The organism is Robiginitalea sediminis (assembly GCF_002198115.1).
GTDB lineage: Bacteria > Bacteroidota > Bacteroidia > Flavobacteriales > Flavobacteriaceae > Robiginitalea > Robiginitalea sediminis.
Genome location: NZ_NGNR01000001.1, coordinates 430,036 through 452,346, shown reverse-complemented (window position 1 = coordinate 452,346; position 22,311 = coordinate 430,036). Strand labels below are relative to the sequence as shown.

General features: G+C 55.7%; 22 protein-coding genes and 1 tRNA gene. 9 read left to right on the top strand and 14 right to left on the bottom strand.

Annotation, left to right across the window (positions count from 1 at the left end):
* Nucleotides 1-58: 58 nt before the first annotated feature.
* From CA832_RS02060 to CA832_RS02045, 4 genes are all read right to left on the bottom strand, one after another.
* Entirely contained in the window at nucleotides 59-1,048 is a 990-nt protein-coding gene (locus tag CA832_RS02060) for an aspartate-semialdehyde dehydrogenase (protein ID WP_088339895.1), read from the bottom strand.
* Between the two features lie 194 nt (nucleotides 1,049-1,242).
* Nucleotides 1,243-1,650 carry a large conductance mechanosensitive channel protein MscL gene (gene mscL / locus CA832_RS02055; RefSeq protein WP_088339894.1) on the bottom strand — a complete coding sequence of 136 codons (408 nt, stop codon included), beginning with the start codon at nucleotides 1,648-1,650 and terminating at the stop codon, nucleotides 1,243-1,245.
* 64 nt (nucleotides 1,651-1,714) lie between these two features.
* A complete protein-coding gene (gene alr, locus CA832_RS02050; RefSeq protein WP_088339893.1) occupies nucleotides 1,715-2,824 on the bottom strand; it encodes an alanine racemase in 1,110 nt (369 codons plus the stop codon).
* Nucleotides 2,817-3,461, bottom strand: coding sequence for a thymidine kinase (locus CA832_RS02045; RefSeq protein WP_088339892.1), 645 nt, complete (start codon nucleotides 3,459-3,461; stop codon nucleotides 2,817-2,819). The genes alr and CA832_RS02045 overlap by 8 nt, the downstream gene beginning before the upstream one ends.
* A gap of 105 nt (nucleotides 3,462-3,566) precedes the next feature.
* Here CA832_RS02045 and CA832_RS02040 point away from each other — a divergent pair, with 105 nt between their 5' ends.
* The 4 genes from CA832_RS02040 (at nucleotide 3,567) to CA832_RS02025 (ending at nucleotide 7,234) form a co-directional block, all read left to right on the top strand.
* Nucleotides 3,567-4,250 carry a hypothetical protein gene (locus tag CA832_RS02040; RefSeq protein ID WP_088339891.1) on the top strand — a complete coding sequence of 228 codons (684 nt, stop codon included), beginning with the start codon at nucleotides 3,567-3,569 and terminating at the stop codon, nucleotides 4,248-4,250.
* A 65-nt stretch (nucleotides 4,251-4,315) separates the two neighbouring features.
* Nucleotides 4,316-4,990 carry a 16S rRNA (cytidine(1402)-2'-O)-methyltransferase gene (rsmI, locus tag CA832_RS02035; RefSeq protein ID WP_088339890.1) on the top strand — a complete coding sequence of 225 codons (675 nt, stop codon included), beginning with the start codon at nucleotides 4,316-4,318 and terminating at the stop codon, nucleotides 4,988-4,990.
* A gap of 73 nt (nucleotides 4,991-5,063) precedes the next feature.
* Nucleotides 5,064-6,116, top strand: a complete 1,053-nt coding sequence (locus tag CA832_RS02030; protein WP_143542321.1) for a succinylglutamate desuccinylase/aspartoacylase family protein — start codon at nucleotides 5,064-5,066, stop codon at nucleotides 6,114-6,116.
* Nucleotides 6,113-7,234, top strand: a complete 1,122-nt coding sequence (locus CA832_RS02025; RefSeq protein WP_088339888.1) for a DUF819 family protein — start codon at nucleotides 6,113-6,115, stop codon at nucleotides 7,232-7,234. The genes CA832_RS02030 and CA832_RS02025 overlap by 4 nt, the downstream gene beginning before the upstream one ends.
* 4 nt (nucleotides 7,235-7,238) lie before the next feature.
* Here the strand turns inward: CA832_RS02025 and CA832_RS02020 are convergent, their stop codons facing one another.
* Nucleotides 7,239-7,832: a carboxymuconolactone decarboxylase family protein gene (locus CA832_RS02020; RefSeq protein WP_088339887.1), complete on the bottom strand. Its 594-nt coding sequence runs from the start codon at nucleotides 7,830-7,832 to the stop codon at nucleotides 7,239-7,241.
* 48 nt (nucleotides 7,833-7,880) lie between these two features.
* On the opposite strand from CA832_RS02020, the gene CA832_RS02015 reads away from it, so the two are divergent.
* Both CA832_RS02015 and recJ read left to right on the top strand, forming a co-directional pair.
* Complete coding sequence (locus CA832_RS02015) at nucleotides 7,881-8,309, top strand: OsmC family protein (protein WP_088339886.1); 429 nt, start codon at nucleotides 7,881-7,883, stop codon at nucleotides 8,307-8,309.
* A 48-nt stretch (nucleotides 8,310-8,357) separates the two neighbouring features.
* Nucleotides 8,358-10,061, top strand: coding sequence for a single-stranded-DNA-specific exonuclease RecJ (recJ, locus tag CA832_RS02010; RefSeq protein ID WP_088339885.1), 1,704 nt, complete (start codon nucleotides 8,358-8,360; stop codon nucleotides 10,059-10,061).
* On the opposite strand, the gene CA832_RS02005 is transcribed toward recJ, so the two are convergent.
* A complete protein-coding gene (locus CA832_RS02005; protein WP_198944429.1) occupies nucleotides 10,058-10,825 on the bottom strand; it encodes a UDP-2,3-diacylglucosamine diphosphatase in 768 nt (255 codons plus the stop codon). The two genes, recJ and CA832_RS02005, sit on opposite strands and share 4 nt — an antisense overlap.
* An 11-nt stretch (nucleotides 10,826-10,836) precedes the next feature.
* Complete coding sequence (locus tag CA832_RS02000) at nucleotides 10,837-11,289, bottom strand: 6-pyruvoyl trahydropterin synthase family protein (RefSeq protein ID WP_088339884.1); 453 nt, start codon at nucleotides 11,287-11,289, stop codon at nucleotides 10,837-10,839.
* A gap of 84 nt (nucleotides 11,290-11,373) precedes the next feature.
* Here CA832_RS02000 and CA832_RS01995 point away from each other — a divergent pair, with 84 nt between their 5' ends.
* Nucleotides 11,374-12,018: a 2OG-Fe(II) oxygenase gene (locus tag CA832_RS01995; RefSeq protein ID WP_088339883.1), complete on the top strand. Its 645-nt coding sequence runs from the start codon at nucleotides 11,374-11,376 to the stop codon at nucleotides 12,016-12,018.
* A 9-nt stretch (nucleotides 12,019-12,027) separates the two neighbouring features.
* Here the strand turns inward: CA832_RS01995 and CA832_RS01990 are convergent, their stop codons facing one another.
* From CA832_RS01990 to CA832_RS01980, 3 genes are read right to left on the bottom strand one after another with little or no spacing between them, the layout of a single operon-like run.
* Nucleotides 12,028-12,801, bottom strand: a complete 774-nt coding sequence (locus tag CA832_RS01990; RefSeq protein ID WP_088339882.1) for an enoyl-CoA hydratase/isomerase family protein — start codon at nucleotides 12,799-12,801, stop codon at nucleotides 12,028-12,030.
* A gap of 15 nt (nucleotides 12,802-12,816) precedes the next feature.
* The gene (locus CA832_RS01985) at nucleotides 12,817-14,151 is read right to left on the bottom strand and encodes an MATE family efflux transporter (RefSeq protein WP_088339881.1); all 1,335 of its coding nucleotides are present in this window, start codon (nucleotides 14,149-14,151) and stop codon (nucleotides 12,817-12,819) included.
* Between the two features lie 3 nt (nucleotides 14,152-14,154).
* A complete protein-coding gene (locus CA832_RS01980; RefSeq protein ID WP_088339880.1) occupies nucleotides 14,155-14,661 on the bottom strand; it encodes a GNAT family N-acetyltransferase in 507 nt (168 codons plus the stop codon).
* 53 nt (nucleotides 14,662-14,714) lie between these two features.
* On the opposite strand from CA832_RS01980, the gene CA832_RS01975 reads away from it, so the two are divergent.
* Complete coding sequence (locus tag CA832_RS01975; RefSeq protein WP_088339879.1) at nucleotides 14,715-15,512, top strand: universal stress protein; 798 nt, start codon at nucleotides 14,715-14,717, stop codon at nucleotides 15,510-15,512.
* 405 nt (nucleotides 15,513-15,917) lie between these two features.
* On the opposite strand, the gene CA832_RS01965 is transcribed toward CA832_RS01975, so the two are convergent.
* Nucleotides 15,918-15,991, bottom strand: a tRNA-Ala gene (locus CA832_RS01965).
* A 126-nt stretch (nucleotides 15,992-16,117) separates the two neighbouring features.
* Between CA832_RS01965 and CA832_RS01960 the strand changes: the two genes are divergently transcribed.
* The gene (locus tag CA832_RS01960; RefSeq protein ID WP_088339877.1) at nucleotides 16,118-16,828 is read left to right on the top strand and encodes an SDR family oxidoreductase; all 711 of its coding nucleotides are present in this window, start codon (nucleotides 16,118-16,120) and stop codon (nucleotides 16,826-16,828) included.
* Between the two features lie 6 nt (nucleotides 16,829-16,834).
* Here CA832_RS01960 and CA832_RS01955 read toward each other — a convergent pair whose 3' ends face one another.
* From CA832_RS01955 to kbl, 3 genes are all read right to left on the bottom strand, one after another.
* Entirely contained in the window at nucleotides 16,835-19,567 is a 2,733-nt protein-coding gene (locus tag CA832_RS01955; RefSeq protein ID WP_088339876.1) for a PD-(D/E)XK nuclease family protein, read from the bottom strand.
* A gap of 67 nt (nucleotides 19,568-19,634) precedes the next feature.
* On the bottom strand, nucleotides 19,635-20,993 hold the full coding sequence (locus CA832_RS01950; protein ID WP_088339875.1) for an OmpA family protein: 1,359 nt from the start codon (nucleotides 20,991-20,993) through the stop codon (nucleotides 19,635-19,637).
* Nucleotides 20,994-21,105: 112 nt separating this feature from the next.
* Nucleotides 21,106-22,299 carry a glycine C-acetyltransferase gene (gene kbl, locus CA832_RS01945; protein ID WP_088339874.1) on the bottom strand — a complete coding sequence of 398 codons (1,194 nt, stop codon included), beginning with the start codon at nucleotides 22,297-22,299 and terminating at the stop codon, nucleotides 21,106-21,108.
* Between the last annotated feature and the right edge of the window lie 12 nt (nucleotides 22,300-22,311).

Sequence of the window (22,311 nt, the reverse complement as noted above, 5' to 3'; positions counted from 1 at the left end):
ATACGACAAAAACAGCCGCCGGATGTCCGGCGGCTGCTCATGGATTGGATTGGGAAACTCAGACCAGGTTCTGGGCCAGCAGGTATTCCGCGATCTGGATGGCGTTGGTGGCCGCTCCCTTGCGGAGGTTATCTGCCACGATCCACAGGTTCAGGGAATTGCGTTGCGTTTCGTCCCGGCGGATACGCCCTACAAAGACCTCGTCCCGGTCATGGGCCGTTACCGGCATGGGGTACAGGTTTTCCGAAGGGTTGTCCTGCAGGACAACCCCCGGTGTCCCTGCCAGGATGTCCCGGACTTCTGCCAGGTCGAAATCGTTGTGGAATTCGATATTGACCGATTCCGAGTGCCCCCCTGAAGTGGGGATGCGCACCGCGGTTGCGGTAACCGAAAAGGTGCGGTCGTCCAGGATTTTCTGGGGCTCACGGGCCAGTTTCATTTCCTCCTTGGTGTAGCCGTTTTCCAGGAATACGTCGCAATGGGGCAGGGCATTGCGGTTAATGGGGTGGGGGTAGGCACGCTCGCCTTCTACCCCGGCAATTTCATTGTCCAGTTGCCGGACCGCCTTAACCCCTGTGCCTGAAACGGATTGATAGGTGGAGACCACTACCCGCTTCATCTGGTATTTCCGGTGCAGGGGTGCCAGGACCATCACCAGCTGGATGGTAGAGCAATTGGGGTTGGCGATGATTTTGTCGTCCCTGCCCAGGGTGTGGGCGTTAATCTCCGGGACCACGAGCTTTTTGTCAGGGTCCATCCGCCAGGCCGATGAATTATCGATAACCGTGGTACCGACAGCGGCGAATTTCGGCGCCCATTCCAGGGAGGTGTCGCCCCCCGCCGAAAAAATGGCGATGTCCGGACGGCGGGATACTGCCTCCTCCAGGCCAATCACTGCAATCTCCTCCCCGCGGAACGGAAGGGTTTTGCCCACAGAGCGTTCGGAAGCGACCAACAATAGCTCGTCCATAGGGAAATCGCGTTCCTCAAGGACTCTTAACATTACGGCGCCTACCATCCCGGTGGCACCTACCACGGCAACTTTCATAGGTGTAATTTAAGGGGGTAAAGGTAAGCCCGCCCCGGGTTTCGGACAAGCCGAAAGGCAACAATACTTATAAATTCAACAAATTGTAATATTTATAACAAACACTAAAAAAGAACCGCCCTGGTTGGGCCAGGACGGTTTTAGGGTTAAACGTAGTGGTGTAGCGGTTCCCGGACCACTAGCCGGGCGAATTTTTACTTCTTCAGCAGGTCGCGGATTTCTGCGAGCAATTCCTCCTGGGTAGGGCCCTTGGGCGGTTCCGGGGCCGGTTCTTCTTTCTTGCGCACCTTGTTGTACGACTTGACAATCATAAACAGGACAAAGCCCACAATGACAAGGTTGATCAGGGAATTGATCCAGGCGCCATAACGGACGGCACTTTCCGGGGTTTCCACAGTCCCGTCTGCAGCTACCACAGCCTCGGAAAGGACAAGTTTCATATCGGCAAAATCCATTCCTCCGGCAAAATAGCCCACGATGGGCATCATGATGTCGTTGACAAAACCGTTCACCACAAGGCCAACAGCGCCGGCCAGGATTACGGCAACGGCAAGGTCAATAACATTGCCGGTCATGATAAAGTTCTTGAATTCTTTAAGCATTGGTTTTAGCGTTTAATGGTTATTAACCCCCAATGTAGGAAAAAAGCCTGAATCTTGTCTATGCCTATTCGGGGATAATCTCCCGGGGTACCCTGCGGGACAAGCCGGAGAGCAGTTCATAGGAGATGGTCCCTGCCCCGGCAGCAAACGCCTCTGCGGAACGGACATCCCCGAAGAATTCTACTTCATCCCCCTCCCTGCAGGAGATCCCGGTAACATCCACCATGGTCATATCCATACAGACATTGCCCAGAATCGGGGCGGTTTTTCCACCTATCAGGACCTGACCGGCTCCCTGGCCATAGATCCGGCCGATACCGTCTGCATGGCCTATCGGCAGGGTGGCGGTCCTTCGGGCCTCTCCGGCCTGGAACCCTTTGTTGTACCCCACCCATTCCCCGGGTGCCACGTCGTGGATTTGCGAAATACGGGTTAACAGACGGGCCACCGGCCTGAGACGGGCATCGGTTTTCGGGTCGTTGGAATAGCCGTAAAGGCCAATACCGCACCGCACCATATCCCATTGCGACTCCGGGTAATTCAGCACCCCCGAGGTATTGAGCAGGTGGAAGAACGGGGCCCCCGGCACTTCCGACCGCACCGCTGAAACGATCTCTTCGAACGCCTGAATCTGCCCCCGTGTAAAGTCGGCCTCCCCGGGGTCGTCCGAGGCGGCCAGGTGGGAAAATACAGAACGGACTATCAGGTTACGGGACCCGCGCAGGGTCTCGGCCAGGGCTGGCAGGTCTTCGGCCTTGAAACCCAAACGGTTCAGGCCGGTGTTGAACTTCAGGTGCACCGGGTAGTCTTCCTGCCCCGAAGCAGCTGCCACTTGCAGGAAGCGCTCCAGGATACGCGGGCTGTAGAGGCTGGGCTCCAGGCAGTGTGGAATCAGGGTGCCCAGGTCCCCGGGTTGCGGGTGCAGTACCAGGATGGGAAGGCGGATTCCCTGTTGCCGGAGATAGACCCCTTCGTCCGTAAAGGCCACCCCCAGGTAGTCGGCCCCCAGGGCTTCCAGTTTGCGGGCAATAGCCGCAGCATCGCTCCCGTACCCGTAGGCTTTGACCACGCCAAGAAAGCGGGTTTCCGGACGGATGCGGGCGCGGAGTTCCCGGTAGTTGTGTGCCAGTGCGCCGAGATGTATTTCCAGTACCGTACCCCGGCTTTCAGGCATCTTTCGCTTTTTTGGGAGGGATGATTTCGGCCCCGTCTACCTCCAGGTCCCTGATTTTATCCGTGAGTTGCGCCTTGTAGAAAGCTGCCCGGCTGAGGGGTTCGTATTGGTCTGTCTCTCCCAGGAGTACCAGGCGCTCGTTCCGGGATTTCCGAAAGCTGTAATGGGCCAGGTTGCCCGTACGTGTGCAGATGGCGTGTACCTTGGTGACGTACTCGGCTGTGGCCATCAGGGCAGGCATGGGCCCGAAGGGATTGCCCTTGAAATCCATGTCGAGGCCGGCAACCACCACCCGGATACCCCTGTTGGCCAGGTCGTTGCAGACCGTTACGATCTCGTCGTCGAAAAACTGGGCCTCGTCTATTCCCACCACGTGGCAGTCGTCTGCCAGGAGCCGGATATTGGCAGCTGCGGGAACCGGGGTGGAGCGAATCTCGTTTTCGTCGTGCGACACCACCATTTCCTCGTGGTAGCGGGTGTCTACCATGGGCTTGAAGATCTCTACCTTCTGCCGGGCAAACTGCGCCCGGCGCAAGCGGCGGATCAGCTCTTCGGTTTTTCCCGAAAACATGGACCCGCAGATCACTTCGATCCATCCGAACTGTTCTTCGTGGTTAACAGTGTTTTCGAGAAACATTTTGTAAATTTAGACGAAAGTAAGGCCGATTCCCGTTATCGGTATACGGCCTTGTAAAAGTATTAAAAAACCAAGCCTTCTCCCGAGGGTTCATCCAAAAATGCCATGAAACAGAAGTTGAAAGAGGAACTGGTTAAGCTGTCCCAGGACATCCTATCCGGTAAGGGGTTGACAGAGCTGCCGGATTTGCACCATCGGGCCCGCCTGCTGTATGAGAAATTAACAGTGCTGACGTTCATTGAAGAGAAACTCAACGACGTGGAACTGGATGTGACCAAGAGTGTTGTGGCCTCCAAATTTGAGCATATGGCCACCGCTGTGCTGAGGGAAAACAAACAGGTGCCGGAATCGAACCCCCACGAAGAGGATATTATCGTGCCGGGGATCGATACCATCAAACACATGGTTTCTGAAATGCCCGGGGGGGAGGAGCTCGAGGAAGTGCTGAGCCGGCTTATCGGGAACACGGAGTTCATCAAGAGCCAGCGGGACGTTGCGGCCCCCAAGGTGGAGCCGGCAGTGAAGGGCGCTACGGCAAAATCGCTAAACGACACCCTTACGACCCGGGAGCTCACCGTGGGCCTGAACGACCGCCTGGCATTTGTAAAACACCTCTTCGATGAGCAGGCAGATGCCTTCGGTGAGGTGGTGGGCGACCTCAACGGGATGGACTCCCTGGAGCAGTCCGTAGCCTACATCGAAAAGCAGGTCAAACCAAAATACAACTGGGAAGGCAAGGAAGCCTATCAGCAGCGGTTTATGGAGCTTATTGAGCGCCGTTTCTCCTGAGCCTTCACCTTATAAGAATGAGGAGGCCGATTTCCCTTACCGGGATCGGCCTTATTTTTTAGCCTATGGAGCGAGGAAAACTCTACCTGGTACCCACCCCTATCGGAAACCTTTCGGACATCACCCTCCGAGCCCTGGAAGTGCTTCGGGAAGCCGACGTAATCCTGGCCGAGGACACCCGAACCAGCGGGAAACTGCTCAAGCACTACCAGGTGGGGACCCCCATGCGCTCCTTCCACATGCACAACGAACATAAGGTGGTAGACCAGGTGGTGGGGGAGTTGGCTGCGGGGGCCACCCTGGCCCTTATCTCCGATGCCGGGACGCCCGGCATTTCAGACCCCGGGTTTTTGCTGGTGCGCGAGTGCCTTAAAAGCGGGGTGGCCGTGGAGTGCCTTCCCGGGGCAACGGCCCTTATCCCGGCCCTTGTCAACAGTGGTCTGCCTTCGGACCGTTTTGTCTTTGAAGGGTTCCTCCCGGTCAAAAAAGGCCGGAAAACCCGCCTGGATCAACTGGCAGGGGAAACCAGGACCATGGTGTTCTATGAATCCCCGCACAAACTCCTCAAGACCCTGGAGCACTTTATCGAAGTGTTTGGCCCGGAGCGCCAGGTTTCCGTGAGCCGGGAACTCACCAAACTCTATGAGGAAACCATACGGGGAAGCCTGGAAGAAGTCTTAAAACACTTTAAAGGGCGTGCCCCCAAAGGCGAGTTGGTGGTGGTCCTGGCAGGGGCCTAGCCCCCCGTTTTTACCATCCTGTTTTTTACATTTAAAATTGGTGTATTTTGCTGGGGTACAGAACCTATCGCAGATGAAAACCCCATTCCTTTTGCTATTGGCCTGCCTGAGCCTGGCACCGGTAGCCCGGCCCCAGTCTGAAGCGACCCCCCTGGTAGACAGTGTTCCCATGGCCCATGCCTTGCCGGGCACTATTTCCCATTACTGGTTGCGGATTGGGCAGGACACCCAGGGCAGGCCCGAAAGCGTGCCTGTTATCCTGGTTCGTGGAGTAAAACCCGGCCCGGTATTGGGGGTTGTGGCCGCCACCCATGGGAATGAACTCAATGGCATCCGGGTGATACAGGAACTGGCTGCAACCCTGGACCCGAAAAACCTTTCGGGTACGGTACTCGCGGTCCCGGGGATGAACCCCGGGGGTATTGCCCGTCACCAGAGAGAGCACCCGGACGGGACGGACCTCAACAGGGCTTTCCCGGGTAAGGGAAACGGGAACCGGTCCCAGCAAACGGCCTATACCCTGACCACTGCTTTGCTGCCCCACCTGGATTATCTGGCGGACCTGCACACGGCGAGTTTCGGGCGGGAAAACACCCTGTATCTGCGCGCCGACCTGGCACATGACACGCTGGCCCGGGTCGCTGTGTCCTTTGGCGCCGATATTGTCCTCAACAGTAAGGAGGCATCTGCGGGGACCCAAACGGGCGGGACTTTCCGGGCTGCGGCAGCGGCCCGCGGCATCCCGGGATTTACTGTGGAACTCGGGGACCCGCAGGTCTTTCAGCCGGACATGATCCGGAGGGGTGCGGCAGGCCTCTTGCAGGCGATGCGCATCCTGGATATGCTCCCAGGCGTTTTGGAGGAGGCACCCCAACCCATTGTTTGCATCCGCTCGTATTGGATCTATACCGACCAGGGTGGGATGCTGGAAGTCCTGGCCCCTCTGGGGGAGCGACTTACCCAGGGCGAACCTATTGCTGTCTTACGCGACCCCTTCGGCCGGGAGATTCGCCGGTATACTGCCCCCCAGGCCGGGGTGGTGATTGGTCGCTCCACGAACCCTGCGGCGGAAAACGGCGCGCGCATCCTGCACCTGGGTATTGAAGCCCCGGGCGACCAACCATGATCCCCTGGGTTGTTTTCCTGCTTACCGTGCTGGTGGTCATGTGGTTGGAGCGCCTGCCCCAACCCTGGCTCAGGCGGGTATTTAACTGGATTCCTGCCATTTTGCTTGCCTATCTCCTGCCTGCAGTCCTTTGCGGTTTCATGGGTTGGGACTTTTCACAAGACGGGATCCACGATTGGAGCCGGAAGGTTTTTATCCCCCTGGCCATCGTCATGGTAATGGGCAGCCTGTCGGTGGGGAAGCTCAGGGTAGTAGGATGGCGGCCGGTGGCCCTCTTTTTTTCGGGCTCTGCCTGGATTGCCCTTTTTCCCATTTTGGTCCTGGGGGCTATGGCGCTGTTCGCTCCCCAGGCCCGGCTATTTTCAGATCCGGAGTACTGGTTGGGGGTCCCGCCTGTAGTCGGCAGCTGGATAGGCGGGAGTACCAGCCAGCTGGTGCTCAAAGAACTCTCGGGATGCCCGGAAGCGGTCTTTTTGTCGGTCCTGGTCCTCGATGCCCTTTTGGTGAACCTGTGGACCATCCTTATGTTCCAGGGGATCCGCCGTAGTGATGTCCTCAACCGGTGGCTGCGGATTTCCGATTCGGCCCCTCCCCCGGAAATAGAAGAGGAGGAAGGTGCCTCGGCCAACCAGGTACTCACCTTCCTGATGGCGGCGGGCATTATCCTGGCTGCCCAGGTCCTGTCGGACCGGTTTGCCCTGCAGGTGGTGGCCCTCTCCGTAGCCGGGTTCCTTTTGGGGCACTTTGTTAAAGGATGGGACAGGGGCTTTGCCCTCCGCGTGGGGGGTGTGGCCATCCTCTGCGTCATGGCTATCTTGGGTTTCCGCCTTCGGCTGGAATCCCTTCGGTTTGAAGCTGGGTTCCTGGTTTTTCTTTCGGTCTGGCTGGTGAGCCACTTCCTGGTGATGCTGGGAGTTGCTCGCCTGTTGCGCCTGCACGTAGCCTGGGTTCCCATTGCCAGTATGGCTAATGTGGGCGGCATTGCCACAGCCCCGGCAGTAACGGCTGCCTACAGGCGGGAATGGATGCCGCATGCCGTCCTGCTGGCCATCCTTAGCATGGCTACCGGGACGTTCTGGGGGATGCTGACCCTGGAGGCCATGAGATGGTTGTTATAGGCTCTTAGCCGCTGTGTTTACCTTTTTCCCACCCGTATTTGCCGAGGTATTTTTCCCCGCTTTCCACGGCACCTGCTTCTATGTGGGTCCCCATGGAGTCGTTCCAGCGGTTCAGGTACCCGAAAAGGGATATCACCCCAAGCATTTCCACAATTTCCCCTTCGTCCCAGTGTTGATACAGCCGGGCTTTGATCTGCTCATCCACGGCGTTGGGTACCTGGGAAGCCGCCAGGGAAAAATCCAGGGCTGCCCTTTCGGCTTCTGAGAACGCCGGGTGGGTTCTGTATTCCCAAATGTTATCCAGTTGTTCTGCCTCGGCCCCGTATCTCTCGGCGGCCCGGATGGCGTGTGCCTGGCAATACCGGCACCCCGTTGCGTTGCTGCTTACCCAGGCAATCATACGTTTCAGGGCTGAGGTTACCCTTCCCTCGTTGGCCATTACAGCTTTGTTCAGGTTGATAAAGGCCTTCGATATGGCCGGCCTGCGCTGCATGGTCAGCACAGAGTTGGGGCAGAACCCCAGGGTTTCATTAAAGAAGGTTGCCAGTTGGGCGGTTTCAGGGTCTGCATTGGGGTCTAGTGGGTCTACCAGGGCCATAATAGGTTGAATTTATTGTACTTTTGACGGGCATAAGAAACAAAATTTATGGCAGCCACCAATGAGATCTCCCTGCGCTGGCTGGGGAATATGGCTTTTGAAAGCACCAACCCCTCCGGAAAGACGTTCCGGATAGATGCAAGCCCCGAGGATGGGGGCGAAGGGGACGGACTCCGGCCAAAGGCCCTGATGCTTAGCTCCCTTGCGGGGTGTTCTGCCCTCGATATTGCCTCGATGATCCGAAAAATGAAATTGGAGGTATCGGATTTCAGGGTGGAACTAACCGGAACCCTTTCCGAATCCCAACCCCAAACCTATACCCATGTGCGGGTCGCCTACCATTTTGCGGGGGTTGACCTGAACGAAGCCAAACTGCAGCGGGCCGTAAACCTCTCTGTGGAGAAATACTGCGGGGTGATCCGCATGTTCCGCGACTTTGCCGAATTGGAGTTCGAAACCTATTTCCACCAGGAGTAACCTCCTCCCCTGCAGCCATCTTTCCGCCTACACCCTTACCTTTGTGCCATGCAATGGATTTACAGGCCAGAACCTGAGCAATCGGCAGTAACCGAACTGGCCACGGCATTACAAGTACCGCCTTTAGTCGCGCGGTTGCTGGTGCAGCGCGGCATCTCCTCTTTCGAGCAGGCCCGGTTGTTTTTCAGGCCCGCCCTGGAGGACCTGCACAACCCCTTCCTGATGCGGGACATGGACGCCGCCGTAACCCGGGTGGAAGCCGCCCTGGACCAGGGGGAGCGCATCCTGGTTTTTGGGGATTACGATGTGGATGGGACCACGGCCGTGGCCTTAATGGCCAGTTACCTGCAAACCCGGGGGGGCGCTGTGGCCACCTATATCCCGGACCGGTATACCGAAGGCTATGGCCTCTCACAGGCGGGGATCGATTTTGCCGCAGACAACGAAATGGGTCTTATCATAGCCCTGGACTGTGGGGTAAAGGCCCTGGACCATGCACGCTATGCCGCGTCCAGAAGCATTGACCTGATTATCTGCGACCACCACAGGCCTGGCCCAGAACTCCCGGATGCCATAGCAGTCCTGGACCCGAAGCGTGAAGACTGCCCGTACCCCTATAAGGAACTTTGCGGGTGCGGGGTAGGATTTAAACTGATCCAGGCCCTGGAAAGCCGGGCCGGGGGAGACCTGCAGGGGTTGAAGCCGTACCTGGACCTGGTGGCTACGGCCATTGGGGCCGATATCGTCCCCATTACCGGGGAAAACCGGATCCTGGCGTATTACGGATTGGAGGTGATCAATTCCCACCCCAGGCCGGGTATCCGCGCCATGCTCCAGTCCCGCGATAAACACCGCTATGAAGTCTCGGACCTCGTTTTCCATATCGCCCCCAGAATCAATGCCGCCGGGCGTATGCGCCATGGGGAGGATGCCGTATGCCTACTTATGGAAACCGATGTGCGGAAAGCGCAGCAGCAGGCAGCTGCTATCGACACCTTAAACGCTTCCCGCAGGGAAATGGAACAAACCATCACGGAAGAGGCCCTGGCCCTGATCCAGGCGGAAGGCGTGCAGGACAGAAGTGCCACGGTAGTTTGCCGGGACCACTGGCACAAAGGGGTTATCGGAATTGTCGCCTCCCGCCTGATAGAAGCCCATTACCGGCCCACCCTGGTGCTGACCCGAAGCGGCGGGAAGCTGGCCGGGTCTGCACGTTCGGTACGCGGGTTTGACGTCTACGCAGCCTTGGAGGCCTGCTCGGATTGCCTGGAGCAATTCGGGGGGCACACCTATGCAGCAGGGCTTACTCTCGAGCCCTCCCGCTACGAAGAGTTTAAGGCCCGTTTCGAAGCAGAGGTGGCCGCAACCATTGCCCCGGAATCCCTGTTGCCGCAACTCCAGATCGACATGCCGCTGAACCTGGCGCAGGCCACCCCCAAGTTCCTGCGAATCCTCAGGCAGTTTGCCCCGTTTGGCCCGGGGAACCCCAACCCCGTTTTCAGTGCGGGCCCCTTGCATGACACCGGATATGCCCGGGCAGTAGGGTCTGACGGGGCACATTTAAAACTGGCGGTTACCCAGGATGACGCCGGGCCTTTCGGGGGAATCGGCTTTGGCCTGGCCAGCCAGTTGGAGTATATCAAAAGGGGCCATGCCTTCGAAGCGGCATTCTCCCTGGAAGAGAACCACTGGCAGGGCAGAAAGGAAATCCAGCTGAAGGTGAAGGATATCCGCCCGGTTTCGGACGACTAGGGCTTCAGGGTATCCAGGCTGAAGGTATCCCCGTCGAAGCTGCCATAGGTAAAATGGCTAATCCAATCCCCCGTGTTGTAGTAGGTGGAGGAATCCGATAAGGGGATTTCCAGGGGCAGGTGCCTGTGGCCAAATACGAAATAGTCGTAATGTTGTTGCTCCAGCTTTCTTTTCGCGTATTGTACCAGCCATTCATTTTCCTCACCTAAAAAGCGGACATCGTCGTCCCCGGAGATCATCCGGTTTTTTACGGAAAAGTAGTGCCCCAGGCGGACGCCGATATCTGGGTGCAGCCATCGGAAAAACCACTTGGCCACAGGGTTTGTAAAGACTTTTTTCATCCGCTTAAAACCCTTGTCCCCGGGTCCCAGGCCATCGCCATGGCCAATGAAAAAGGTCTTCCCCCCAAGCTCGAAGACCTGGGGCTTATGGTATACGGGAATCCCCAGTTCTTCCTGGAAGTACCCGTGCATCCAGAGGTCGTGGTTCCCCACAAAATAATAGACCGGCACCCCGGAGTCGGCCAGACGGGCCAGGGCCCCAAGGGTCCTGGTAAAGCCTTTGGGCACTACCGTTTTGTATTCGAACCAGAAATCGAAGAGGTCCCCCAATAAAAAAATAGCCGCAGCTTCATTTTCTATGGCTTCCAGCCATTTCACGAATTTCTTTTCCCGCGGCAGGCTAAGGGTCTGGTTCGGCGCCCCCAGGTGGTTGTCGCTGGCGAAGAAGACTTTTTTGCCTGGTGGGATTTCAATTCGGTTCATGCGGGCAGGAATCAGGGGTTGTCACTGGCGTGCCACTCGGCGTAAGCCGTCCCCGTTTCCCGGAGTCGGATGGAATGGAGTTGGATGTGGCCCGGCAGGCGCCCTTTAATGCGCTCGGCAAAATCGATGACCATATTCTCGCTGGTTGGCTGGTAATCGGCCAGGATAACCTTGTGCCCTTCCTTTTCCAGGGTACGGGCCAGGGCCACATGAGGGGTCGTTCCATTGAAAACCGTAGCGTGGTCGAAGGGGTCTACAATCTCCTCTTTCACAATGGCCTTCAGGTCTCCGAAATCTACCACCATTCCCAGTTTTTTGTGCCCTTCCTGGCTTATTGGGGTCCCGATAACGGTAACCGAGAGGTGGTAGCTGTGCCCGTGCACATTGCGGCACTTGCCGTCGTACCCGAAAAGGGCATGCCCGGTCTCGAAAGTGAATTCTTTGGTAATGCGAATTTTGGACATAGGTAATGCTATCCCTGCAAAAGTAGAAATTATGTCGGAGGTAGGGGTTTTTGGATTACTTTTAGCCGCTTTTTTTACGATTGCATGTCCGAGGAACTTTTTGAGCAGGTGGGCTTTACGCCCGATGCTCAGTTCGAAAAGATCATTTCGGATTTGATGGACCGGCAGTATAGTGTAGTGCCGGGATATCTTTCCGAAACCCTGACCGAAGCCTTGCGGAGCTTACTTACAGCCCGCTATGAGCAGGACCAGTTCAAGAAGGCCGCCATTGGGAACCATCTCAATGAGCAGGTCCGTTCCGGGATTCGGGGGGATTTCATCCACTGGCTCAACCGCAGCGATTTGCAAGCACCGGAACAGGCCTTTTTTACCGAGATTGACCGGTTGTCAGCATACCTGAACCGCACGTGTTTTATGGGTATTGCAGGGGCTGAGTTCCACTATGCGCTTTACCCTCCTCAGACATGCTATAAAAGGCATCTGGATGTCTTTCGCAACGACGACCGCCGCAGGCTCTCGGTCATCACCTACCTGAACCCCCCGGACTGGACCCGGGAGGATGGGGGGCAGTTGGTCATTTACCGACAGGAAGGACAGGAAGAAACAGCCATTGAAATAGACCCGCTTCCCGGGCAGTTGGTCTTGCTGGAAAGCCATACCCTGGAACATGAGGTAAAGCCCTCCAGACGCCCCAGGTTGAGCCTCACGGGGTGGCTGAAGACCCACTAAGCGGTTGCGTTACTTTTTGGACTTGAAGGCCTTGAGTTTTTCCTGGGTTTGAGGGCTCAAAGCCAGTTTTCCCGTTTGTTCTGCCCTTTCGAAAAGAAGGGTGTCCCACCCTTGGGTTCCTTCCCAAAGGGCTGCCTTGAGTTGGTGCAGGGCTTCCGGGGCGTAGGTGGCCAGTTCCAGGGCGAAGGCTTCCCCTTCCTTTACCAGTTCTTTCTGGGATTCAAAAACGCGGGCATACAACCCTTTTTCCCTGGCCCAATAGGCGCTCTTCCATTCCCGGGGCGCCAGGGCCAATTCGGCCAGGCCACTTGCCCCGGCTTTGCGTTCCACGGCAGGGGCAATCACCAACGGGGCAATGCCAATCCCCAACTCGGAGAGGCGCACCGAGGCAGCTTCGGAAGCCAGGGCATAGTCCGAGGCAGCAATAAGGCCTACGCCCCCGCCAACGGCTTTGCCCTGTACCAGGGTTACTATAGGTTTTCCGCAGGATTTCATAGCGAGGATCACCCGGGCAAACCCACTGAAGAATTCCCGGCTCTGCTGGGCTGTGCTCACGGCCAGCAATTCGTCGAAAGAAGCACCGGCACAAAAGGCCCGATCCCCTTCCGAACGGAGTAGGATTACCGCAATGTCCGGGTTTTCGCCCAATGCCTTTAATTCGCGTTCCAACCTGCCCAGCAGGTCCGAATTCATCGCATTGCTGGAGGGGTGGCCGAATTCAAGGATCGCCAGGGCGCCTTCAATCCGGGTATAGAGACTGCCTTGTGGTCGGGTGGTGGGCATGCTTTTTTTCCAAAGTTATGCCTTTTGCAAGAGGGGGCGAAATCTGGACCTGAAGTTCCACACCAGGGCACCACCGCGGATTGCCATCCACACCGTAAAGGCCGCCCAGACCCCGTAGAGCTTCCAGTCCAAATAAACGCCCAGGTAAAGCACGGGGAGGAACCCCAGAAAGGTTGCGGCCAGCAGCACGTTGCGCAACAACCGCATCTTCCCCATACCCTTGTACAGCCCATCGTAGATAAAGGCGATGGCATTGACGGGCATTCCCAGGATAACCACAAAGAAAATCCCGTAAAATGCCTCGAGTACCGCAGGGTCGGAAGAGAACAACCTCCCAATGGAATAATAGAAAAGGGCTCCGGCCCCCATGAGGACGGCGCAGACTACCCACCCAAAGCGCAGCGTTTTGCGTGCCAGGTTCCAGAGTTGATCGTAGTCCCTGGCCCCCAGGAACCGCCCCCCGAGGATCTTCCCTGCGGCAGAATACCCATCGATGAAGAAGGCGGCAAACAGCCACAGGTTTACGGCAATGGTATGGGCCCCTATATAGCGATCCCCCATGGCAGTGGCTTCGCGTACAGCAAAAAGCAAGGCAACATTAAGGGATAGGGTCCTGACAAACAGGTTGAGGACCATCCCGACCAACCGGCGCATTTCCGGATGGAAGGGCAGGGTTAAGCGCAATGGGATATCTGTGTTTTTCACCAACAGGACAACAGCCATGACCGCCATACAGCCCTGGGCAATCAGGCTGGCCCAGGCTGCGCCTTCCAAATACATGGCTGGCAGGAACCCATCGACCCCGTAAACCAATGCAAAATCCAGGACGATGTTGATCACCGTTCCCGTCAGGGCAATGGACATGGGCCAAAGGGTGTTTTGCAGCCCCTGGAATACCCCCATCACGGCAAAGGTGAACAGGGTAAGGGGGAACCCCCAAACCCGGATCCCATAGTAGGAAATACAATATTCCAGTATGGTCCCGCTGGCATTGAGCCACTGAAAAATTTGGCTGCTGAAGGGGAGTGTAGCCAACAGGATGAGCACGCTCAGGCTTATGTTCAGGTAAATGGCTTGGGCAGGGAGGCTCCTGATGTCTTCGCGTTTTCCCGCGCCAAGGTACTGTGAGACAATCGCGGAAATGGCGGAACGGGTTTGTCCCAGGATCCAGATCAGCATCGAGAGGAAGGAACCCACAATGCCTGCGGCGGCTAGCGATTCCAGGCCGTTTTCCGGGATATTGCCCACTATGGCCGTGTCGGTGATGCTCAAGACCGGTTCGGCGATTCCCGCAAAAATGGCAGGGATGGCCAACCGGTTAATCGCTTTGGTGCTGGGGGGGTTACTCACGCCTTAAGGGGTTACAATTCGTTCGTAGCAGTAAAAGGGGTATGGGCTCTGGAGTGGAAAATAGACGGCTCCTAAACGGGTGTACCCCCGTTGCTCGTAGAAATGCTGATTGCGGCTATTTCGGCTGAAGGTATCCAGGCGGATGGACACAGCCCCTTCCGCAGCAGCGCGGGTTTCTGCGAAATCCATCAGTGCCTGCGCGATGCCCCTGCCCTGGAAGGCCGGGTCTACCGCTAACCGGTGGATATAACGGTTAGCCCGGTTCTCCGTAAGCCACCTGACGTGCTGGTACTCTTCGTCCATTTGTGAAGACAACACGACGGTCCCGATAACCTGCCCCTCCTGTTCGTAGACCCATAGTTCCCCCCGCTTAATGTCCTGGGCAAAGGCATAGCGGGAAGGGTATTCCGGGGTCCACTGGAAGATGCCCCTTGCCCTCATAGCCGCTCCGCATGCCTGCGTAAAATCGAGAATGCGTGGGATTTCATTTACCTTTGCGGCACGGATCATAGGACTGGCGCATTTTTGCGTAAATTTAGATAATAATCCATACCAGCCTTCTTATGAAAAACATACTTGTTCCTGTCGGAAACCCCGAGCACGCCCATGAAACCCTGCAATATGCGGTAGATTTTGCATCGGCTTTCGGGGCTGGGATTTATGTAATGGAAGTCCTTAACGTCGGTTCCCGGGCCGGGGATTTGAAGAATATCAAGGAAAAGTTTATCGAGAGCAGCCAGGAGCGCCTCAGGGAGGTTATTGCCGGGGTAGACCCGGGGAAGGTGGAGATCAAGATTGCCACTTACACAGGTGACATTGTGGATGGCCTTAAGGAACTGGAGAAGGAACTAGGGATAGACCTCATTATTATGGCCCCCAGGAGTGTGGAGATCGATGAGGAACTTTACCTGGGGAACACATCCGGAAAGATTATCAAACGGACGGATATCCCTACCCTGATCGTCCCCAGGGGGGTGCGATTTGAGCCCTACACCTCAATCCTGACGGCGTTCAGGTCTGGAATCCTGAAGCGGAAACGAATCCTTAACCCCCTGATGCAGATCCAGCGTAAGTTTGGTTCCAAGGTTAACCTGCTTATGGTCAAGACGCCGAATTACACGGATGATGACCTTAAAATAGATACAGCCCTTATGGATATGGCCTCTCAGGTGACCATGACCGAACAGGCCAGCACCTATCTGGGGGTGTTGGAGCACTTCCAATCCCATAAACCGGATTTACTTTGCGTTTTCCGGCGTAAGAGGGGTTTCTTTTCCACCCTTTGGGAGAAGAACACCATCCGCAAATCGGAGTTTTCGGTTCGGATTCCGGTGCTTGTACTTAGTGTGAAGAAGTACTGATCGCCCTTTGCAGGATAAGGGATTATCTTGCTTTCGGGGGGTAGCTTCCCCCATGGGGGGATGGCATAAGGCACTTCAAGTGATGGTGTAATGCATGGAAATACTGAGGGAATAAGGAGATTGATATAACCTGAGTCGCTTTGCAGCTCCGGTTAACTCCAGTCCTGCAAATGCAAGGTGAAGAAATTGCTTCGCTTAAGCTCAGGCGCTCAAAACAAAAAAACGTCGGAAACGGTGACCGGAGTCGCTTCGCAGCTCCGGTGAACTCCAGTCCTGCAAATGCAATTTTCATTGCCTTTTCCTTGCCTTTAGGCATGGGCGCCTTAGAAAACAAAAAACCGCTCGAGTGATACTCGGCGGTTTTTCTTGTTTCTAATTCGCGCAATGAAAATTGCGCTTGATCAGTGGAGAATACCGGAGTCGAACCGGTGACCTCTTGCATGCCATGCAAGCGCTCTAGCCAGCTGAGCTAATCCCCCAGAAACTAGACGGCAAATTTACGGATTTTATGCAAATACCAAAAAATACAGAAGCATTTTTGTGAGGTGTTTTTCCGGACTGTCGGCCATGTAGTATCTTGTAGGATTAAGAATCAATTTGAGTTTATGGAAGCATTGAAGGATAAGGTGGCCTATATCACAGGAGGGTCCAAGGGCATCGGATATGGTATCGCTCGTGTATTGCTGGACCGGGGGATGCGGGTGGCAATCAGCGGGCGCAATGAAGCGGGGGTAAAGGCCGCTGTAGACTCCCTGGACCGGGAGCGCGCCATGGGCGTGGTCTCGGACGTGACACAACTGGAAGATGAAATGGAGGCGGTTAAGGCCATTCTGTACCGGTGGGGGCAGCTCGATGTTGTTATAGCCAATGCTGGGGTGGGGCATTTCGCCCCGGTTGACGCCTTATCGGAAAAGCAATGGGGGGAGATGATCGGCACTAACCTTACAGGGGTATTCCATACGCTTAAAGCGACTTTGCCGGCTTTAAAGGAGTCGAGGGGGTACTATATCACAGTGGCCAGCCTGGCAGGCACCAATTTTTTTGCCTCCGGCGCAGGGTACAATGCAACCAAGTTCGGGGTGGTTGGCTTCACCCAGGCGGCCATGCTGGACCTTCGCCCTTATGACATCAAAGTGTCCACCATTATGCCGGGCTCTGTGGCTTCCCATTTTAACAATAACGAACCCGGAGAGAAGGATGCATGGAAGATTCAGCCTGAGGATATAGGAGAATTAGTCTGGGATTTACTGAAAATGCACCCGCGTACCCTGCCCAGCAAGATCGAAGTGCGCCCCACCCGTCCGGACAGGAAATAACCTGCCTCAGGGTTCCGGGGTAGCCAGTATCAGCTCAGGGGAATAGATTTCGGCAATCAGGTTTTGGAGTACCTCTTCAAAGGCCTTGACCTGCTCGGGCCCCAGGGCTTCATCCGGTTTTTTACCGCCTGCCCGCACCCCAAACCACTGCCTTCCCAGACTCAGGTTGCGAAAGGAGACAATGCCTGCCCTGTATGGGAATACCGGGTTGTCCCGGCTGTAGAGCCAGGCGTAACACAACAGCTGAAAAGCCTTGGAGCGCTTGGGGTCCGATACCACCTCCTCCATGTTGCAGGTGCGGAGGTCGGCTGGGCTTACGGCGCCACTCTTGTAATCGATAATCCGGACCTCCCCATCCACAGATTCAATGCGGTCTATGGTTCCTTTAAGGTATACTTCTTTGCCCAGGGCAGGGATCAGGAGGGGTTTTTTCAGTTCTGCCTCAACATCCAGGACACGGACTTCATGGTGTTTCACTAGATGCAGCTCCTGCTTTAGGAATTGGTTGGCCTGCTGTTGCAATACCTTAAGGGCGATCAGGTTTTTCCCCTGAGCAGCGGCCCCCTTAAGCAACTGATCGGACAGGGCAGCTTCCAGGTATCCCGGGGCTTTTCTTAGCATCTCCTCCACCGCAGGGACATCCAGGACTTTCGACTTCCAGGGCAGGAAAAGCGCCTCCAGTGCCTGGTGCAGGACGTTTCCGAAGGTGTTGGCGGCGAGGTGCTCTTCCAGGATTTCGGATTCAGAAATCCGAAGGACGTTTCTTTTGTAGAATTCCAGGGGGTCGAGGATAAAACGGGAGAGCGAGGTTGGGGAAAACCCGGACTCACCCATCTCTGCCAGGCGCGCCATGAGCCCCTGGTCTTTAGGTATTTGAAGGGGTTCAGCTGGGGGAGTAGCCAGTTCCGGGACCCCTGTGGTTTCCTGAACATAGCGGGATAAAACGGGATCGGTCCGGAGTTGTTCAATAAAACGACTCGGTTCCCCTCCCTCCAGTACATCCGGCTCCGTATTATAACAGATATAGACCTCTTTGGCGCGTTGCAGCAGCCGGTAGAAGTGATAGGTGTACACGGCATCTTTTTCCTTGTAGGTAGGCAGGCCAAAGGTCTTCTTTACCTCAAAGGGGATAAAGGATCCATGGGCCTTCCCGGAAGGGAGGATGCCTTCATTTACATGGGTCAGGATAACGGTTTCAAAATCCAGATTCCGGCTTTCGAGCATTCCCATAATCTGCAACCCGTCCAGGGGCTCCCCCTGGAAGTCTACTTGCTGGTCCGAGAGGATCTGTTCAAATAACAGTTGGAGGGCCTGCAGGCTCCCGATATACGGATGCTTGCTGCAGAGGCCTTCTAGTTGGTTAAACAGCGTAAAAAAGTGACGGAGATATTCCAGGCCTTCCCGGTCTGAATCTTTTTGATATACGACTTTCAGGGCCAGGATCAAACGCCTTGAAGCCTTAATACAGTCCATTGGAGAGGGATGTTCCAGCCCGAAAAGTACCTCTGAGACCGAAGTCGGGACTCCCATGTCCTCCAGTTTGGCTGTGCTGGTGCGGAAGATATTTTCCTCAAGGGCTCTGGCCCGGGCTTGCCCGGGTTGGAATCCGCAAGCAGCAAACCATTTGCGAAGAAAAGGATTGGAAAGCAGCTCCAATACGGGGTGTATACTCCACCCCCGTTCATTAACTGTAGACCACAGTTCGAATAACTGCCGGAAGAGCTGAGCCAGGGGGCTGTTTTTTATGGGATATCCCATGGTGATATTTACAGATGGGATTTCTTCCGGGATGCTGTGCAACAGCGGTCCCAGGAGGGTTTCATCTCCCAGAACCACGGCAGTCCGGTTCAGGCGTCCAGGGTCCTGGCGTTGTATATCGGTTAAGATCTTGCCACAATACCGGGCCTGAGCCACGGCCTTTGGTAAACCAATCAGGCGGATTTTCTTTTCCTGGCTCAGATAGGACCCGGATCCTTTCAATTCCCCGGCAAGGGCTGGCCATTCCTTCTGGTACCGGCGCATGAAGTGCCCGGCGTCGTGAACAGGGTCTTCCAGATAGTGGGAATCGGCATCCCAGTATACGGATCCCATTCCCTGCTCCAGTATCTGCTGAATAAGGCGGTTTTCAGCCGTATTCAAGGCATTGAAACCCAAAAAGACATAATGGTGCGGGTGGTCGCGGAGGAACTCAGGGAGGGTCTCTAACGCTTTCCGGTATACCTGTCCCTGATATCCCATCCCGGTTTCTGCCAGGGACTCCCTGAAACGGTAGTAAATGTCCTGCAGGGATTTCCAGAAGGCGGTCCTGCGCTCTATCATGTCGGTGGTTTCCCCATCCGGCAGCCAGTTTCGGAGTTCCTTCAGGGCGGCCAGGTGTTCGAAAAGTGCTTCCGCGTCTACCAGATAGCGGTCTGTTTCATTGAAATCCTGCAGCAGAGTGGGGGCCCATTTGGCAAAATCATAAAAGGATTCCTTTTCGCCTCCCGGGGTGTCCAGGTAGGCTTCGTAGAGGTGGAAGACTGCATGCAGGGGTGGGACATAGCGCATTCCTGCAATGTGGGAGACCAGGGATTCAATGCTCCAGATCTCGGGGGCCAGGAGCGCTTTACCTGCCTTTTGCGCCATAGCATGGCGCAGGAAAAAGCCAGCCCGTTTGCTGGGCAGGACAAACGAGACTTTTTCCGGATGGGCTTTCCAGTCCGGGTATGCATCCAGAACAGAATTCAGGAAGGACTCCATGAGCTAAAAATAAAAAAGCCCCGGCAATTCTGCCGGGGCTTTCTTCAAGGAAAGAGTGTTATCCTTATTATTTGATCAGGTTGATCTCTACGCGACGGTTTTGAGTACGTCCGGCGCGGGTGTTGTTAGAGGCAATCGGGCGGTCTTCACCGTAACCGATGGCTTGCAACCTGGAAGCGTCAACTCCTTCTTCGATCAGGAAGTCGCGAACAGCGTTGGCACGTTGCTCAGACAGACGTTGGTTAGTAGCGTTGCTACCTTGGCTGTCGGTATGGCCTTCCACAGTGAAACGAGCGGTCGGGTATTCGTTCAGGATACGGATGATATCTACGAATACGCGGGTAGTTTCAGGTTTCAGAGAAGCTTTACCAGTGTCGAACAGGATGGTGCGAGCGTAGTCGTTCAGTTGTTTCTGAACTTCTTCAGTTACTTCCGGGCAACCGTTGTTGGCTACGGTACCGGCTACGTCAGGACACTGATCGTCTTTGTCAAGTACGCCGTCTCCGTCGCTGTCCGGCCAGGGGCAACCATTGTTTTCAGCAGGACCGGCTTCGCTCGGGCACTCGTCGTCTTTATCGGCTACACCGTCGCCATCGGCATCGGGGCATCCGGAAAGAGCAGCCAGACCAGCTTCGTTCGGGCAGGCATCGTCTTTGTCGGCAACACCGTCTCCATCAGAATCGGGGCATCCGTTCATTTCTTTGGATCCGGGCTCGTTCGGGCAGCTGTCCTTGGAATCTTCGATACCATCGCCGTCGGCATCAGGACAACCGTTGAAAGCTTCCAGACCGGCAACTTCCGGGCAGGCATCGTCTTTGTCGTAGATGCCGTCACCATCGGTATCAGTTCCTCCGAAGCGGATGGAAATACCGGCAAGGTGTTGGAAGTGACGCACTCCGTAATCTTCGAAGGCGTGCTTGTATTGAGTTTGTACAGTAAGGCCGATGAAGTCGGTAAACCAGTAGTTCAGCCCGATACCACCGTTAACGGTTCCGGCACCGATCTCGTCTACCCAGGTGTAACCACCACCGAACTCAACAAAAGGATCCAGTTTGGTTCCTTTCAGAAGGTTGTACTTGATGGTACCGTCAACAGCGTAGTGAGACAGGTCATCTACTTCAACGTCTCCCAGTTTGGAGATGCGGTTCAGAGATCCGCGGACTCCAACGGAGAATCCGTCGCCTACGTAACGGGAAAGGGATACATAGGAAATGGAGGGGAGGATGTTCCAGTGGTCGTTCACATTGAAGTACTCACTGAAAAGCGTTCCCGTCGGATAAGAGGCGTTAGAAGCATTGGTAGGGTAAACGTCAATGGCGTTTACACCAAGGCTCACTTGCCAGGGATTGTTTTCGTCCTGAGCTTGAATGTTGTTAAACCCAAGAACAAGCAGGCCAACAACCAATATTCTGCTAAGCTGTTTCATGTCCAAATTTTTAAGTTTAAGTGTTTATCAGAGGCAAATGTAAGTTGTTAAATATTATTAACAAAATCAAAACTCCATTTTTTTCGACGCTCAAAGGCCCGGATTCCGGGGCTTATATCACATCCAGGGCCCTTCCGACTTCCTTAAATGCAGCGATGGCCTTGTCCAGGTGTTCCCGGGTGTGGGCGGCCGACAACTGCACGCGGATGCGGGCCTTGCCCTTGGGGACTACCGGATAGAAGAACCCGATCACGTAAATCCCCTTATCCAGGAGCCTGCGGGCCATTTCCTGGGAGAGTTTGGCATCGTACAGCATTACCGGTACAATGGCCGAGTCCCCGTCGATAATATCGAACCCTGCCGCCTTCATCTCCGTTTTGAAGTAGGCGGTATTCTCATCCAGACGCGCCTTCAGGGAACGGTCGCGCCCCAGCAATTCAAAGACCTTTATGGAGGCCCCCACAATGGCCGGGGCCAGACTATTGGAAAACAGGTACGGCCGGGAGCGCTGCCGCAGCATTTCGATGATTTCCTTTTTCCCGGTGGTATACCCTCCCATTGCGCCGCCCAGGGCTTTGCCCAAGGTGCCTGTAATAATGTCGATGCGGCCCAGCACCCCCTTCTCTTCCAGGGTACCGATGCCTGTTTCCCCGATAAAACCGGTGGCGTGGCACTCGTCTATCATCACCAGGGCATCGTAGGCCTCGGCCAGGTCGCAGATCGCGTCCAGGGGGGCGACCAACCCGTCCATGGAGAAAACCCCGTCGGTCACAATGACTTTAAAGCGGGCCCCGTCTTCATTGGCTTTCTTGAGTTGGGCTTCCAGGTCTGCCATATCGGCATTTTTATACCGGTATCGCATGGCCTTGCACAACCGGACCCCGTCTATGATGGAGGCGTGGTTGAGTTCGTCTGAGATTATCGCGTCCTGAGGGCCCAGCAGGGGTTCAAAAACACCCCCGTTGGCGTCAAAGGCCGCTGCGTAGAGGATGGTGTCTTCGGTCCCGTAGAACCCGGCAATGGTCTGCTCGAGTTTTTTATGGATATCCTGGGTACCGCAGATAAACCGGACGGAAGACATGCCGAATCCGTGGCTGTCCAGGGTGTCCTTGGCGGCCTGGACGACTTCGGGGTGGGAGGAGAGTCCCAGATAGTTATTCGCGCAGAAATTGAGAACTTCCTGCCCGGTAGAGACCCGGATCACCGGCCCCTGGGGGGAAGTGATAATGCGTTCTTCCTTGAAGAGCCCGGCTTCCCGGATGTCTTCCAGTTCTTTTTCCAAATGCGATTTAATACTTCCGTACATATCCGTTATTGA